The sequence below is a fragment of the Agrobacterium sp. 33MFTa1.1 genome, assembly GCF_004328495.1.
Taxonomy (GTDB): Bacteria; Pseudomonadota; Alphaproteobacteria; order Rhizobiales; family Rhizobiaceae; genus Agrobacterium; species Agrobacterium pusense.
In genome coordinates this window covers 602213-616351 of the sequence record NZ_CP036359.1, presented here as the reverse complement: position 1 = coordinate 616351, position 14139 = coordinate 602213, and the positions used below count along the sequence as shown (strand labels likewise).

Here is a 14139-nt window from a genome sequence, read left to right as displayed (position 1 = left end):
GCGCCCGGATGTCCGGATGTCCTCTTGAAACGCACAAGGACACATTTTCATGGCCGAAAAATCCTCAGCAGATAATTTCCCCACCGGGTATGAAGTGCCCAAGGTCTGGACCTGGGACAAGGGCAATGGCGGCCAGTTCGCCAATATCAACCGGCCGATCGCCGGTCCCACCCATGAAAAGGAACTTCCCGTCGGAAAGCATCCGCTGCAGCTTTATTCGCTGGCGACGCCGAATGGCCAGAAGGTCACCATCATGCTGGAAGAATTGCTTGCTGCCGGCCACAAGGGCGCCGAATACGATGCCTGGCTCATCAAGATCGGCGAAGGCGACCAGTTCGGTTCCGGTTTTGTCGAGGTCAATCCGAACTCCAAGATCCCGGCGCTGATGGATCATTCGACGCCTGAGCCGACGCGCGTTTTCGAAAGCGGCTCCATCCTCGTTTACCTCGCGGAAAAATTCGGCGCCTTCCTGCCGAAGGAGGGCAATGCCCGCACGCAAGCGCTGAACTGGCTGTTCTGGCAGATGGGCTCCGCCCCCTTCCTCGGCGGTGGTTTCGGCCATTTTTATGCCTATGCGCCGATCAAGATCAAATACGCCATCGATCGTTACGCCATGGAAGTCAAACGCCAGCTTGACGTGCTGGATCGCCATCTCGCCGAAAACCGTTATCTCGCCGGTTCGGAATACACGATTGCCGACATGGCGGTGTGGCCGTGGTATGGCAAGATCGCGCTTGGCCAGGCATATGGCGATGCGGGTGCTTTCCTTGAAGCAGACGGTTATAAGAACGTCATGCGCTGGACGCTGGAAATCGGCGAACGCCCTGCTGTAAAACGCGGCGTGATCGTCAACAAGACCTCCGGCGATCCGTCTGAACAATTGCATGAACGCCACGATGCCTCCGACTTCGACACGAAGACGCAGGACAAGATCGGCAAGGCGTAACAGATACAAGAAGGACTAAAGATGGCGAACCTGCCCGAAATGACCAAACACAAGGGATTTCCTTCCGGTATGCCGAGCACGGGCGTCCAGTTCACCATCCGCCGCGCCAACCCCAAAGGGGTAACACCGATCAAGATGATACCCCGCCGGGCGCGCAACGACACCAAGGAGCATCGCATCGATGCCGCCTTTCTGCACTCGCTCTGGCACCATTTCGGTGCCGAGCCCTTCGAGCGCGGCAATCTCGACGCCGCCCGCCTCAACCTGCTTTTCGGCCGCGAGGTCGTACCTGCGGAGAAAAATTTCGACCCTGTTTCCTATCAGGCAATGCTCGTCATAGACGAACGCGTCGCCCGGCAGAATTTCCCGGAATCCTTCGAGAACTTTTTCGAGATTTGAGGCCTCCGTCATCCGCCAAAGGGGGAGCGAAGTTCTATGTCGACAGCAACCAGCAAATTTTTAAGTTACGTGCTGCGCCATGCGCCTGAGAGCATCGGCCTCACCCTGGACGATCAGGGCTGGGCAGATGTCTCAGATTTGTTAGCGAAGGCAAATTCGAGCGGCACGTCACTTGATGAGGTGGGCCTACGGGCGGTGGTTGCCGAAAGTGACAAGAAGCGCTTCACGCTGTCGGAAGACGGTCGTCGCATTCGGGCCGCGCAAGGTCATTCCGTGAAAGTTGATCTTGGTATAGCTCCCGTCGAGCCTCCGCCTCGGCTTTTTCACGGCACAGCGACGCGCTTCCTTGAGGCTATCCTGCAGGAAGGATTGCGCCCCGGCAGTCGGCAGCAAGTCCATCTTTCTGCAGATATTGCGACGGCACGTGAGGTTGGCCGGCGCCATGGAAAGCCAGCCATTCTGCTTGTAGATGCCAAACGGATGTTTGCTGATGGCCATAGTTTTTATCAGGCAGAGAACGGTGTCTGGCTGACGAACGCTGTCGCTGTTGGCTATCTGATGCTGATTGAAAACGATGTTGCAGAAAGCGATGGCAAATGATCAAGAAAATCCTTATCGCCAATCGCGGCGAGATTGCCTGCCGGGTCATCAAGACGGCGAAGAAGATGGGCATCGCCACCGTTGCGGTCTATTCGGATGCCGATGCCAATGCGCTGCATGTGAGACAGGCAGATGAAGCCGTTCATATCGGCCCGGCACCCTCGTCACAGTCCTATATCGTCATCGACAAGATCCTTGAGGCGATCAAGAAGACCGGAGCGGATGCGGTCCATCCGGGCTACGGATTCCTGTCGGAAAACGCTGCCTTTGCGCAGGCGCTGGAAAAGGCGGGTGTCGTTTTTATCGGTCCACCAGTCGGCGCGATCGAGGCCATGGGTGACAAGATCACGTCGAAGAAACTGGCTGCGAAAGCCGGCGTTTCCACCGTACCCGGCCATATGGGGCTGATCGAGGATGCGGATGAGGCGGTGAAGATCGCCTCGCAGATCGGTTATCCGGTCATGATCAAGGCGTCTGCCGGCGGTGGCGGCAAGGGCATGCGCATCGCCTTCAACGACGCTGAGGCGCGCGAGGGTTTCCAGTCCTCGAAAAACGAGGCGAAATCCTCCTTTGGTGACGATCGCATCTTCATCGAAAAATTCGTCACCCAGCCGCGCCATATTGAAATTCAGGTGCTGGGCGACAGGCACGGTAATATCCTTTATCTCGGGGAGCGCGAATGCTCTATCCAGCGGCGTAACCAGAAGGTCATCGAGGAAGCGCCGTCGCCGTTTCTGGACGAGGCGACTCGGCATGCCATGGGCGAGCAGGCCGTGGCGCTGGCGAGAGCGGTCGGTTACCACTCCGCCGGCACGGTGGAATTCATTGTTGATGGCGACCGCAACTTCTATTTCCTCGAAATGAACACCCGTCTGCAGGTGGAACATCCGGTAACGGAACTGATTACCGGCATCGATCTGGTAGAACAGATGATCCGTGTGGCGTCAGGTGAAAAACTGTCCTTCGGACAGGCGGATGTGAAGCTGAACGGTTGGGCGATCGAAAGCCGGCTTTATGCCGAGGATCCCTATCGCAACTTCCTTCCTTCGATCGGTCGTCTGACGCGTTATCGGCCGCCGCAGGAGGGGGCGCAGGGAAACGGCACCATTCTCCGCAACGATACCGGCGTTTTCGAAGGCGGCGAGATTTCGATGTATTACGATCCGATGATCGCCAAGCTGTGCAGCTGGGGCAAGGATCGCGAAACGGCCATCGATGCCATGGGGCGGGCGCTCGACCGTTTCGAAGTGGAGGGCATCGGCCACAATCTGCCCTTCCTGTCGGCCGTCATGCAGCATGAACGCTTTCGCTCTGGCAGGCTCACGACGGGCTTCATCGCGGAAGAGTTTCCGGAAGGCTTCTCCGGCGTCGAGCCGGATGAAGCCGCAGCACGCAGGCTTTCTGCCATTGCCGCTATCATCAATCAGCGCGTGCAGAACCGAGCGGTGGAAATTTCCGGTACCATCGGCAATCATCGCCGCATTATCGGGCAAGACTGGATGGTTTCGTTTGGTGCGTTTCGCCACCGGCTCAGCATTGAAACCGGTGCGGATGGCGCGGCGGTCCGTTTTGAAGACGGGACAGCGCTCACCATCGATACCGGCTGGCTTCCCGGTCAAAGCCTTGGCCTGTTTACGGTGGCGGGCGAGGTCATTGCCGTCAAGGTCGATCTTGCAGGCGCAGCGGTTCGTCTGCGCTGGGGTGGCATGGATGTTCTCGCCCGCGTGCGCAGCCCGCGCGTGGCGGAACTGGCGCTGCTGATGCCAGAAAAACTGCCGCCGGATACGTCGAAACTGCTGCTCTGCCCCATGCCGGGGGTCATCACCGGTATTTCGGTGGGTGAGGGTGACGAGGTAGAGGCCGGGCAGGCACTGGCGACGGTGGAAGCCATGAAGATGGAAAACATCCTGCGTGCCGAAAAACGCGGTCGTGTTGCGAGAGTGGCGGCGAAACCCGGCGATAGTCTCGCTGTGGATGAGGTTATTCTCGAGTTCGAGTGAAGGTCGCTGCCGGTTTTTCCGGAACGGATACCGGCCGGAGCGGTTTACGGGGTCGGACCTGCGGACGGGCCGGGCGAATCTGCCTTGATCTCCCGCTGGAATGCCAGAGCGAAATGCAAATGGGGAGAGATGCATGTCGGGTGAAAAAACGGTGCGGGATTGGCTTCACCTTGCTGAAAAGGAGCTGAAGCGCTCACCGGACACACTCGTCTGGCACACCCCTGAGGGTATCGAGGTCAAGCCGCTCTATACGGCCGACGACCTGCAACATGTTTCCCATCTGAACAGCCTGCCGGGATTTGCGCCTTTCACCCGCGGCCCGCGCGCCACCATGTATGCGGGACGGCCCTGGACCATCCGCCAATATGCCGGTTTCTCCACCGCGGAAGCCTCGAATGCCTTTTACCGCAAGGCGCTGGCTGCCGGTCAGCAGGGCGTTTCCGTCGCCTTCGATCTCGCTACCCATCGCGGTTATGACAGCGACCATCCGCGCGTGGAGGGCGATGTCGGCAAGGCGGGCGTGGCGATCGATAGCGTCGAGGACATGAAAATCCTGTTCGACGGCATCCCGCTCGACAAGGTCTCGGTGTCCATGACGATGAATGGCGCGGTCATCCCCGTTCTTGCCAATTTTATCGTCGCGGGGGAGGAGCAGGGCGTGCCGCGTGCAGCGCTTTCCGGCACCATCCAGAACGACATCCTCAAGGAGTTCATGGTCCGCAACACCTATATCTATCCGCCCGAACCCTCTATGCGGATCATCGCCGACATCATCGAATATACGGCGAGGGAGATGCCGAAATTCAATTCCATCTCCATTTCCGGCTATCACATGCAGGAAGCCGGGGCGACGCTGGTGCAGGAGCTTGCCTTCACACTCGCGGATGGCCGTGAATATGTGCGGGCGGCGCTGGCCAAGGGGCTGAATGTTGACGATTTTGCCGGCCGCCTGTCTTTCTTTTTCGCCATCGGCATGAATTTCTTCATGGAGGCGGCCAAGCTGCGCGCCGCGCGCCTGCTCTGGTCACGCATCATGGAGGAATTCAAGCCGCAAAAGGCGTCCTCGCTGATGCTGCGCACCCATTGCCAGACGTCGGGCGTGTCGCTCCAGGAGCAAGACCCCTATAACAACATCGTCCGCACTGCGTTCGAGGCCATGTCCGCCGTGCTCGGCGGCACGCAATCACTGCACACCAATTCCTTCGATGAGGCGATTGCGCTGCCGACGGAATTCTCCGCCCGCATTGCCCGCAATACCCAGCTGATCCTCCAGCACGAAACCGGCGTCACCAGGGTCGTCGATCCGCTGGCCGGTTCCTATTATGTCGAAAGCCTGACGAATGAGCTGGCCGAGAAGGCCTGGGCGCTGATCGAGGAGGTCGAGACGCTTGGCGGCATGACAAAGGCCGTGGCGGAAGGCCTGCCGAAACGGCTGATTGAGGAGGCCGCGACACGCCGGCAGGCGGCGGTGGACAAGGGCGAGGAGGTGATCGTCGGCGTCAACCGCTATCGTCTCGAGAATGAAGAGGATATCGATGTTCTCGATATCGATAACGCCGCCGTGCGGGCCGCGCAAATCCGCCGCATCGAAGACACGCGCCGGCGCCGCGATGGCAAGGACGTGACCGCCGCTTTGCAGGCGCTTTCAGAGGTGGCCCGCAGCGGCAAGGGCAATATTCTCGAAGCCGCCGTCGTTGCGGCCCGTGCACGCGCTACGGTGGGAGAGATTTCCGATGCGCTGCGCGTTGCCTTTGGCGACCACGCCGCCGTGCCTGAAGTGGTGAGCGATATATACGGCGAGGCCTACAAGGATGAACCGGAACTCGCTACGCTTGCCGCCCGCCTTTCAGGTGTGGCTGAACGGATCGGCACCAAACCGCGCATCATGGTCGCCAAGCTGGGGCAGGATGGGCATGATCGTGGCGCAAAGGTTATTGCGTCTGCCTTCGGCGATATTGGTTTCGACGTGTTGGCCGGTCCCCTGTTCCAGACCCCGGCGGAGGCAGCCGAGCTTGCGGTTGAGAACAAGGTGCATGTGGTCGGCATGTCGTCGCTCGCCGCAGGGCACAAGACGCTTGCGCCACAGCTGGTCGAGGCGCTGAAACAGAAAGGCGCGCAAGACGTCATCGTTGTTGTCGGTGGGGTCATTCCGCGCCAGGATTATCAGTTCCTGCTCGACCACGGGGTCTCGGCCATCTTCGGCCCCGGTACCAATGTCATGGATGCGGCCAACAAGGTGCTCGACCTGCTCGAAGGCATCAGGCGGAACGTGTGAGGGAAGGCGGCCATGTTCGGAAGATTGAATCACGTCGCCATCGCGGTACCCGACCTCGATGCCGCCATTGCCCGTTACAGGGCGCTTGGCGCGGCGGTTTCGGAACCACAAGCCCTGCCTGAACATGGTGTGACGGTTGTTTTCATTCATGCTGATAACACCAAGATCGAACTTCTTCACCCGCTCGGGGAAAACTCGCCGATTGCCGCTTTTCTCGAACGCAATCCGGGCGGCGGCACACATCATCTCTGCTTCGAGGTGCCGGATCTACTGGCGGCGCGCGACGACCTCATTCAAAAAGGCGTCCGTATTCTCGGCGATGGCACGCCAAAGATCGGCGCGCACGGCAGTCCCGTTCTTTTCCTGCATCCGAAGGATATGGGCGGGGTGCTTTACGAGCTCGAGCAGGTTTCTCAGACACACGGCTGAAACATAAATCTCCTAGGAGGCTAACCCTGTGAGGCAATGCTCACGGCGGCGCTTTCACACGCGCTTTCGTGGTTCGTTTGTTTTCTTTTGACATTCGTTTTGTTTTCGTTTTTATGTAATTGTCTTTCCATAAAGGGTTCTCCCTTGCATTGTCGCGGAGGCTTCATGTCCAGCGAAAACATTTTTGATCTTTTTGTCATCGGCGGCGGCATCAATGGCTGCGGCATTGCCCGCGATGCGGTGGGCAGGGGTTATTCCGTGGCGCTTGCGGAAAAAGGCGATTTCGCTTCCGGCACGTCGTCCGCCGCCACCAAGCTCATCCATGGCGGCCTGCGGTATCTCGAACATTACGAGTTTCGTCTGGTGCGCGAGGCGCTGATGGAGCGGGAAATTCTCTGGGCCATGGCGCCGCATGTCATCTGGCCCATGCGTTTCGTCCTGCCCATTCAGAAGGGCGGGGTGCGCCCGGCCTGGATGGTCCGGCTTGGCCTGTTTCTTTATGACAATCTCGGCGGCCGGAAACTTTTACCAGCCACCCGAACGCTCGATCTGCGGAAGGACCCGGCTGGAAAGCCTCTGAAGCCGGCTTTTGCCAGGGCCTTCGAATATTCCGACGGTTGGGTGGATGATGCCCGTTTCGTGGTTCTCAATGCGCGCGATGCTGCTAATCGCGGCGCGACGATCATGAACCGCACGCGGGTCGTTTCCGCACGACGCGAAGGTGGGCTCTGGCTCATCGAAACTCTGGACGAAAAAACCGGCCGTGCAGGCGTGCACAAGGCACGTATGCTGGTGAACGCCGCTGGTCCCTGGGTGGATACGGTGCTTTCCGGCGTCTTCGGGCGCATCGACGTCCACAATGTCCGGCTCGTGCAGGGCAGCCATATTATCGTGCGCCGGAAGTTTTCCGATCCGCGCGCCTATTTCTTCCAGAACCCTGACAACCGCATCATCTTCGCCATTCCCTATGAGCGGGATTTCACGCTGATCGGCACCACGGATCGCGACTACAAGGGCGATCCGGCCAAGGTTCGCATTTCCGAGGAAGAGATTTCCTATCTCTGCAACGCCGCCAGCGACTATTTCAGCGAGCCGGTTCGGCCGGAAGACATCGTCTGGACCTATTCCGGCGTGCGGCCGCTCTTTGATGATGGTGCTTCGAAAGCGCAGGAAGCCACACGCGATTACGTGCTGAAGGTTGAGGAGGGCAACGGGCAAGCTCCACTCCTCAATATTTTCGGCGGCAAGCTCACCACCTATCGACGGCTGGCGGAACATGCGCTGGAAAAGATCGGCGCGGCGATCGGCGAAAAGGGCAAGCCATGGACGGCGGGCTCACACTTGCCGGGCGGAGATTTCGGCGCGGGGAGATATGAGACGCAGGTGCGGGCGCTTGTCTCCCGATATCCTTTCCTCGATAGACACCATGCCGAGCGGCTAGTCAGAAACTACGGTACGAAGGCTGCGGAATTGTTGGGCAGCGTTACCGATGCCGCCGGGCTCGGCCGGCATTTCGGCGGCACGCTCTATGAATGCGAGGTGCGCTGGCTGGTTGAGCAGGAATGGGCCTGCACGGCCGAGGACATTCTCTGGCGACGCACGAAACAGGGCCTTCGCCTGAACAAGGCCGAGGCTGCCGAGCTGGATGACTTCGTATCCAAGCTGACGGGTGGAAGGAAAGAGGCGCAAGCTGCGGTGGAGCGAGCCTAAACGTCTTCCGCTAGTGTCAGGCTGTGGAGTTCCTCGCCGGTTTCGGAAAGCTTTCTGCACTCAGTATATAGTCATCGGCGGCCGAAAGAGCGTGTTCCATATGCCCTTCGAACACCAGTTCCGGTTCGTTCGGTGCTATTGCAATTTCCGGCATGCCGCCGAAACGCACCGCTTGCGATTGCGCCAGCCCGTCGCGCAGGCCGCTCTCCAGGAGGTCGAAATAACGTGTGCCGGGGCCGGTGATGAAAACCGGCATATGACCATGCAGGCTGAAGAGGCGTGAAAGGCCGTTGCCGAGCGCCAGCCCAGCGGTGCGGAACGCAAACCGCGCCATGCGTCCCCCGGCGCGGGCTGAAGCGGCGATCTTGTCCACCTCGGCTATCGGCACGAACTTCGCAGGTTCGGCCTGCGGTGGGGCCTCGAAAGCCGAGCGCAGGATGGCGTAGAAGCCGGAATAAGCCTCGATGCAGCCCTTGGTGCCGCAGCGGCACAAGGCGCCGTCGGCCAGATGCAGCATATGTCCGAAGTTGGGGGCGCTAACCTCGATCGTGCCGCCCGTTGCACGGGCGACGCCAAGGCCAATACTATGGCCGAGCGACAGGGTAACAAGGGCATCCGGCGCGGGATTGCCCTTCGCATGCTCTCCCATCCAGATGGCTTTTGCGGCCAGCAGCGTCTCGTTGTTCAACGTCACGCGGGTGCGCCCGTCTTGCGAAACAAGCTGCTGGAAATCTATCTTTTCGTCGCCGAGAACCGGAGACCAGAGAAGCGTTGCCGCGCCCGCATCCACCAGCCCCTTGCTGCTGATCGAGACCTGGATAATATCATGACTGTCGATGCGTGAGCGGTCGGCAAGCCGTGCAAGGCCGCCAAGGATCGCGCCGCCGAACGTGCCTTTTTCAGCGGCGATCCTCTGTTCGGTAAAGCGGTCCACCAGCTTGCCGGCATAATCGACCAGCGAATATTGCACGCTATCTGAAGAAATGATGACGATGGCGACGTGACAGAAAGCCCCGCGTGGCCCGAAGAGAATGCGCGGCCGGCCCCGACCGGCGGTTGCGAGCTGTTCTTTCCGTAATATGAGGCCCGCCCGCTCAAGCTCGGTGGTGATGGCGGAAACGGTTGCTGAAGCAAGCCCGGTGAAAGTCGACATGTCCGTATGGGAGAGACTGCCGTGCAGGCGCAGTGCGGCCATCACCGACAGGCTGTTTTTCTGGCGCACCAGTTCCGTGCTTGCAATGGCGGACATGGGCTGGGGCATGCTCCCTGAACGGCCTTTTTCCTGTCGTGCTAGACCTGTCCATGGCGCATGTGCTGGACAAGATCAAGGCACCCGGATGCTGCCCGCAGCCGTTGTTGACAGCATGGGGAATCTCTGACATTAATTTTCTCGACTGTCGAGAAAATTGTGAAACCACAGCGACCGGCAGCTTTTTCAGGCGTTTTCCCCGCATGGAGGTGTGGGGCAGCGCTCTTACCGGGAGGACATCATGAATTCATTTGCCAAGCTTCTGGCGGGTACAGCCGTACTCGTTTCCCTGCATACGGCCGCTATTGCGGCTGACCTCGTCGTCGGCGTATCCTGGTCGAATTTTCAGGAAGAGCGCTGGAAGACCGATGAGGCGGCCATCAAGGCAGCCCTCGACAAGGCAGGCGCAAAGTATATCTCCGCCGATGCGCAGTCATCCGCGGCCAAGCAGCTGACTGATGTGGAATCGTTGATTTCCCAGGGCGCCAACGCGCTGATCATCCTGGCGCAGGACAGCGACGCCATCGGCCCGGCTGTTGAAAAGGCGGTTGCTGAGGGTATTCCGGTTGTCGGTTATGACCGCCTGATCGAAAACAAGAACGCCTTCTACATCACCTTCGACAACAAGGAAGTCGGTCGTCTGCAGGCAGCCGAAGTCTTCAAGGTGAAGCCGGAAGGCAATTATGTTTTCATCAAGGGCTCATCTTCCGATCCGAACGCGGATTTCCTCTTTGCGGGCCAGCAGGAAGTGCTGAAGGCGGCGATTGACGGCGGCAAGATCAAGAATGTCGGCGAAGCCTATACCGATGGCTGGAAGCCGGAAAATGCCCAGAAGAACATGGAACAGTTCCTGACCAAGAACAACAACAAGGTCGATGCGGTCGTCGCCTCGAATGACGGCACGGCCGGTGGCGCAATCGCCGCGCTCGCCGCGCAGGGCTTGGCGGGGTCGGTCCCGGTTTCCGGGCAGGATGCCGATTTCGCCGCGCTGAACCGCGTCGCGCTCGGCACACAGACCGTCTCAGTCTGGAAGGACAGCCGCGAACTCGGCAAGGAAGCCGCCGGCATCGCGCTGGAACTGGCCGGTGGCAAGAAGATGACGGAGATCAAGGGCGTCACCGCTTTTGACGGAGGTCCGAAGAAGGTGACGATGCAGTCGGTGTTCCTCAAGCCGATCGCCATCACCAAGGACAATCTGAACGTCGTTATCGATGCGGGCTGGATCAAGAAGGAAACCGCCTGCCAGGGCGTGAAGGCCGGGTCCGTCAAGGCCTGCGACTGATCGAATATGTCCCGGTTCGGGTGCCGCGCCATGGTTCATGGCGCGGCGCCCTTTAAGATGTGAGGAGCACCGGCAGTTCATGGCCGATATGACCCAATCCAATTCCACAGCGTCCGCCAAGACGGAAAAGACCGGCTCGATTGCGCGCTTCATCAGCGCCACGGAACTCGATACCCGCCTGCTCGGGATGGTCGGCGCACTTCTTCTGATCTGGATCGGATTTCATATCCTGTCCGGCGGCCTGTTCCTGACGCCGCGAAATCTCTGGAACCTTTCCGTGCAGACCGCGTCCGTGGCCGTTATGGCAACCGGCATGGTCCTCGTCATCGTCACCCGCAACATCGATCTCTCGGTGGGTTCCATCCTCGGTTTTTCGGGTATGATCATGGGTGTCATGCAGGCGGAAATCCTGCCGCAGATCCTTGGCTTCGAACATTGGGCCACATGGATTGTCACGCTTGCGGTCGGCATTCTCGTCGGCGGCGCGATCGGCATGTTGCAGGGTTCCATCATCGCCTTCCTCAACGTGCCCTCCTTCATCGTCACGCTCGGTGGCCTGCTCGTCTGGCGCGGCGGCACGTGGTTCATCACCAGCGGCCGCACGGTGGCGCCGATGGATTCCACCTTCCGCCTGATGGGGGGCGGCACCAGCGGCTCGATCGGTGCGACATGGAGCTGGATAGCCGCGGCCGTCGCCTGCGTCGCCATTGTGGCGGCAATCCTGAATTCACGTCATCAGCGCCGACGTTTCGGCTTTCCGCTACGGCCCGTCTGGGCGGAGTATTTTCTGGCCGCGCTCGGATGCCTTGTCGTCATCGGTTTCGTGGCCGTCGTCAACAGCTACCCATGGCCGGTCAACATTGCCCGCAACTATGCCGATGCCAACGGCATCGCCTGGCCGGATGGCGGCCTGTTCATTCCGCACGGCATCGCCATTCCCGTTTTGATGGCGCTCGCCGTCGGTGCGGTCATGACCTTTATCGCCACACGGCTTCGTTTCGGACGGTATGTCTTCGCCATCGGCGGCAACCCGGAAGCTGCCGAACTTGCCGGCATCAAGACCCGCTGGGTCACGGTGAAGATCTTCACGCTGATGGGGGTTCTGTGCGCCATCGCCGCGGCGATTTCAACCGCTCGCCTCAATGCCGCTACCAATGCCCAGGGTGAGCTCGATGAGCTCTACACCATCGCGGCAGCCGTCATCGGCGGCACCTCGCTTGCCGGCGGCGTCGGAACCATAGCGGGTGCGATGCTCGGCGCGCTCGTCATGCAGTCGCTGCAATCCGGCATGGTGCTGGTGGGCATCGATACGCCCTTCCAGCGCATCGTCGTCGGTGTGGTTCTGGTCGTCGCCGTCTGGCTCGACACCATCTATCGCGCCCGCGCCAAGTAAGAACCGAGGAGAACTCTTATGACGGACCAAGTCACGCCCCTCGTGGAAATGCGCAATATTTCCATTTCCTTCGGCGGCATCCACGCGGTGGAAAACGCCTCTGTCGATCTTTTCCCCGGCGAGGTTGTCGCCCTTCTCGGCCATAACGGCGCAGGCAAATCGACCCTGATCAAGATCCTCTCAGGCGCCTATCGGCGCGATAGCGGCGATATCCTCATCAATGGCGAAGAGGCGGATATCCGCAATCCCCGTGACGCCAAGAAATATGGCATCGAGACCATCTACCAGACGCTTGCCGTGGCCGACAATGTCGATGCGGCAGCCAATCTTTATCTCGGCCGCGAGCTGAAGACGAAATGGGGCACGCTGGACGATGTCGCCATGGAAGCCTCCGCGCGTGAGGTCATGGGACGTCTCAACCCGAATTTTCGGCGGTTCAAGGAGCCGGTAAAGGCGCTGTCCGGCGGCCAGCGGCAGTCCGTTGCCATTGCCCGTGCCATTCTCTTTGACGCCCGCATCCTTATCATGGACGAGCCGACGGCGGCGCTCGGTCCGCAGGAGACCGCGCAGGTCGGCGATCTCGTCAAGGAGCTGAAACGGCAGGGCATCGGCATCTTTCTCATCAGCCACGATATTCACGACGTTTTCGATCTCGCCGATCGTGTGTTCGTGATGAAAAACGGCAAGGTGGTGGGCCATGCCCGCACCCAGGATGTGACCAAGGACGAAGTGCTCGGGATGATCATTCTGGGCAAGGTGCCTGCGGGTGCCGTGGCAGGCCCCGGCGCGGTCGTATCCTGACTGTCGAATATTCCGTCCGAAGACGCGCAAATCCGAAGCGGCTTCGGACTTCCTTTCGCAGCGCTTGTTGATGACAAAGGCCCGGTGGTAAGCCGGGCCTTTGTCATTGGATTTGCAGAAAACCGGAAGCGCTGCCGACGGACCGGCCGCGCCGGAGCGGCAGGGGAAAAAGCGGACCGACGCCTCATGACCGGAGATCGAGATGGAGGCGCTCAATCCTGCAGATTACGCCGGCCGCCCGTTCAATGCAGGTCGGCCGGAGCGAAACCACCCCCATTCGCCTCCGCGGCTGTGAGCGGCAGGCCGTGCTGATTGATGTCCTGGGCGAGCGACAACAAGGCCATTTCCAGGAAATAGGTCGACATGCCGAGTTCCAGAGATTTCGACCGCTGGCATAGGTAGGAAACCATCCGCCCAAGCGCCAGAATCTCGTCTGCATCGTCCTGTTCAAGTACTGCTGTGGTAGGCGTGACCATGATTCCCTCTCGACAGTCGACAGTATGAGAACGCGTGATACCGCGTTGTTCATTTTCGACCACATCGAGCGTCACGCGAGCGTCACACCTGCGTCAATCGTCGTTCTTGGTTTCCGCGGTGCCAGCATTTTCAATGGCTTCGGAAGCTGCCAATGATGTGACGAGGGCAACAATGCTCTTGCGCACGGCGGCGCTCCTGATGCGCGAAAAGGCCTGGTTGAGCGAAAAACCTTCGTTAGAGGCGACAAATGTCTGCATGGCGTTGATCGAGCCGAGGGCCGGATTGGCTTCTCCGCCGTCGGGCGTGGCATTGGCGAATAGCGAGCTGACCTCCACACCGAGGATGGATGCTATGGCCTGCAGGCGTGATGCGCCGACGCGATTGGCGCCTTTTTCGTATTTCTGCACCTGCTGAAAGGTGATGCCCAATCGCCCGGCCAGCGCGCTCTGGCTCATGCCGAGCGACTTGCGGCGCATTCTGATTTGCGCGCCCACATGCACATCGATCGGGCTGGGTAGTTTCGCTTGCATTACAAATTCCTCCGGCTGTGAGGGCTAAATTCGATGATCGTCAATTAA

13 protein-coding genes are annotated in these 14139 nt (G+C 59.9%); 10 read left to right on the top strand and 3 right to left on the bottom strand.

Annotation, left to right across the window (positions count from 1 at the left end):
- The first annotated feature begins 49 nt into the window (after positions 1 to 49).
- The 7 genes from yghU (at position 50) to EYD00_RS16605 (ending at position 8359) form a co-directional block, all read left to right on the top strand.
- A complete protein-coding gene (gene yghU / locus EYD00_RS16635; protein WP_004445609.1) occupies positions 50 to 946 on the top strand; it encodes a glutathione-dependent disulfide-bond oxidoreductase in 897 nt (298 codons plus the stop codon).
- Positions 947 to 967: 21 nt separating this feature from the next.
- Complete coding sequence (locus tag EYD00_RS16630) at positions 968 to 1345, top strand: hypothetical protein (protein WP_004445608.1); 378 nt, start codon at positions 968 to 970, stop codon at positions 1343 to 1345.
- Positions 1346 to 1381: 36 nt separating this feature from the next.
- The gene (locus tag EYD00_RS16625) at positions 1382 to 1945 is read left to right on the top strand and encodes an RNA 2'-phosphotransferase (RefSeq protein WP_006697708.1); all 564 of its coding nucleotides are present in this window, start codon (positions 1382 to 1384) and stop codon (positions 1943 to 1945) included.
- A complete protein-coding gene (locus EYD00_RS16620; protein WP_034497194.1) occupies positions 1942 to 3945 on the top strand; it encodes an acetyl-CoA carboxylase biotin carboxylase subunit in 2004 nt (667 codons plus the stop codon). Before EYD00_RS16625 ends, EYD00_RS16620 begins: the two co-directional genes overlap by 4 nt.
- 133 nt (positions 3946 to 4078) lie before the next feature.
- Complete coding sequence (gene scpA / locus EYD00_RS16615; protein ID WP_034497192.1) at positions 4079 to 6220, top strand: methylmalonyl-CoA mutase; 2142 nt, start codon at positions 4079 to 4081, stop codon at positions 6218 to 6220.
- Between the two features lie 12 nt (positions 6221 to 6232).
- A complete protein-coding gene (mce, locus tag EYD00_RS16610; protein ID WP_034497189.1) occupies positions 6233 to 6649 on the top strand; it encodes a methylmalonyl-CoA epimerase in 417 nt (138 codons plus the stop codon).
- A gap of 165 nt (positions 6650 to 6814) precedes the next feature.
- Positions 6815 to 8359, top strand: coding sequence for a glycerol-3-phosphate dehydrogenase (locus EYD00_RS16605; protein WP_034497186.1), 1545 nt, complete (start codon positions 6815 to 6817; stop codon positions 8357 to 8359).
- Between the two features lie 16 nt (positions 8360 to 8375).
- On the opposite strand, the gene EYD00_RS16600 is transcribed toward EYD00_RS16605, so the two are convergent.
- Positions 8376 to 9608, bottom strand: a complete 1233-nt coding sequence (locus tag EYD00_RS16600; RefSeq protein WP_034497184.1) for an ROK family transcriptional regulator — start codon at positions 9606 to 9608, stop codon at positions 8376 to 8378.
- A 241-nt stretch (positions 9609 to 9849) separates the two neighbouring features.
- Between EYD00_RS16600 and xylF the strand changes: the two genes are divergently transcribed.
- From xylF to EYD00_RS16585, 3 genes are all read left to right on the top strand, one after another.
- The gene (xylF, locus tag EYD00_RS16595; protein ID WP_004445598.1) at positions 9850 to 10890 is read left to right on the top strand and encodes a D-xylose ABC transporter substrate-binding protein; all 1041 of its coding nucleotides are present in this window, start codon (positions 9850 to 9852) and stop codon (positions 10888 to 10890) included.
- 79 nt (positions 10891 to 10969) lie between these two features.
- Complete coding sequence (locus EYD00_RS16590; protein WP_004445596.1) at positions 10970 to 12283, top strand: sugar ABC transporter permease; 1314 nt, start codon at positions 10970 to 10972, stop codon at positions 12281 to 12283.
- A gap of 18 nt (positions 12284 to 12301) precedes the next feature.
- Positions 12302 to 13084, top strand: a complete 783-nt coding sequence (locus EYD00_RS16585) for an ATP-binding cassette domain-containing protein (RefSeq protein ID WP_004445595.1) — start codon at positions 12302 to 12304, stop codon at positions 13082 to 13084.
- 242 nt (positions 13085 to 13326) lie between these two features.
- Here the strand turns inward: EYD00_RS16585 and EYD00_RS16580 are convergent, their stop codons facing one another.
- Together EYD00_RS16580 and EYD00_RS16575 are read right to left on the bottom strand one after the other, a co-directional pair.
- The gene (locus tag EYD00_RS16580) at positions 13327 to 13560 is read right to left on the bottom strand and encodes a hypothetical protein (protein ID WP_004445594.1); all 234 of its coding nucleotides are present in this window, start codon (positions 13558 to 13560) and stop codon (positions 13327 to 13329) included.
- Positions 13561 to 13653: 93 nt separating this feature from the next.
- Complete coding sequence (locus tag EYD00_RS16575) at positions 13654 to 14091, bottom strand: helix-turn-helix domain-containing protein (RefSeq protein ID WP_006697702.1); 438 nt, start codon at positions 14089 to 14091, stop codon at positions 13654 to 13656.
- Between the last annotated feature and the right edge of the window lie 48 nt (positions 14092 to 14139).

Excerpts from the sequence above, each read along its gene's own strand:
- xylF (WP_004445598.1), top strand. The coding sequence starts at position 9,850 with ATGAATTCATTTGCCAAGCTTCTGGCGGGTACAGCCGTACTCGTTTCC.
- yghU (WP_004445609.1), top strand. The coding sequence starts at position 50 with ATGGCCGAAAAATCCTCAGCAGATAATTTCCCCACCGGGTATGAAGTG.
- EYD00_RS16625 (WP_006697708.1), top strand. The coding sequence starts at position 1,382 with ATGTCGACAGCAACCAGCAAATTTTTAAGTTACGTGCTGCGCCATGCG.
- scpA (WP_034497192.1), top strand. The coding sequence starts at position 4,079 with ATGTCGGGTGAAAAAACGGTGCGGGATTGGCTTCACCTTGCTGAAAAG.
- EYD00_RS16580 (WP_004445594.1), bottom strand. The coding sequence starts at position 13,560 with ATGGTCACGCCTACCACAGCAGTACTTGAACAGGACGATGCAGACGAG.
- EYD00_RS16605 (WP_034497186.1), top strand. The coding sequence starts at position 6,815 with ATGTCCAGCGAAAACATTTTTGATCTTTTTGTCATCGGCGGCGGCATC.
- EYD00_RS16575 (WP_006697702.1), bottom strand. The coding sequence starts at position 14,091 with ATGCAAGCGAAACTACCCAGCCCGATCGATGTGCATGTGGGCGCGCAA.
- EYD00_RS16600 (WP_034497184.1), bottom strand. The coding sequence starts at position 9,608 with ATGTCCGCCATTGCAAGCACGGAACTGGTGCGCCAGAAAAACAGCCTG.
- EYD00_RS16590 (WP_004445596.1), top strand. The coding sequence starts at position 10,970 with ATGGCCGATATGACCCAATCCAATTCCACAGCGTCCGCCAAGACGGAA.
- mce (WP_034497189.1), top strand. The coding sequence starts at position 6,233 with ATGTTCGGAAGATTGAATCACGTCGCCATCGCGGTACCCGACCTCGAT.
- EYD00_RS16630 (WP_004445608.1), top strand. The coding sequence starts at position 968 with ATGGCGAACCTGCCCGAAATGACCAAACACAAGGGATTTCCTTCCGGT.
- EYD00_RS16620 (WP_034497194.1), top strand. The coding sequence starts at position 1,942 with ATGATCAAGAAAATCCTTATCGCCAATCGCGGCGAGATTGCCTGCCGG.
- EYD00_RS16585 (WP_004445595.1), top strand. The coding sequence starts at position 12,302 with ATGACGGACCAAGTCACGCCCCTCGTGGAAATGCGCAATATTTCCATT.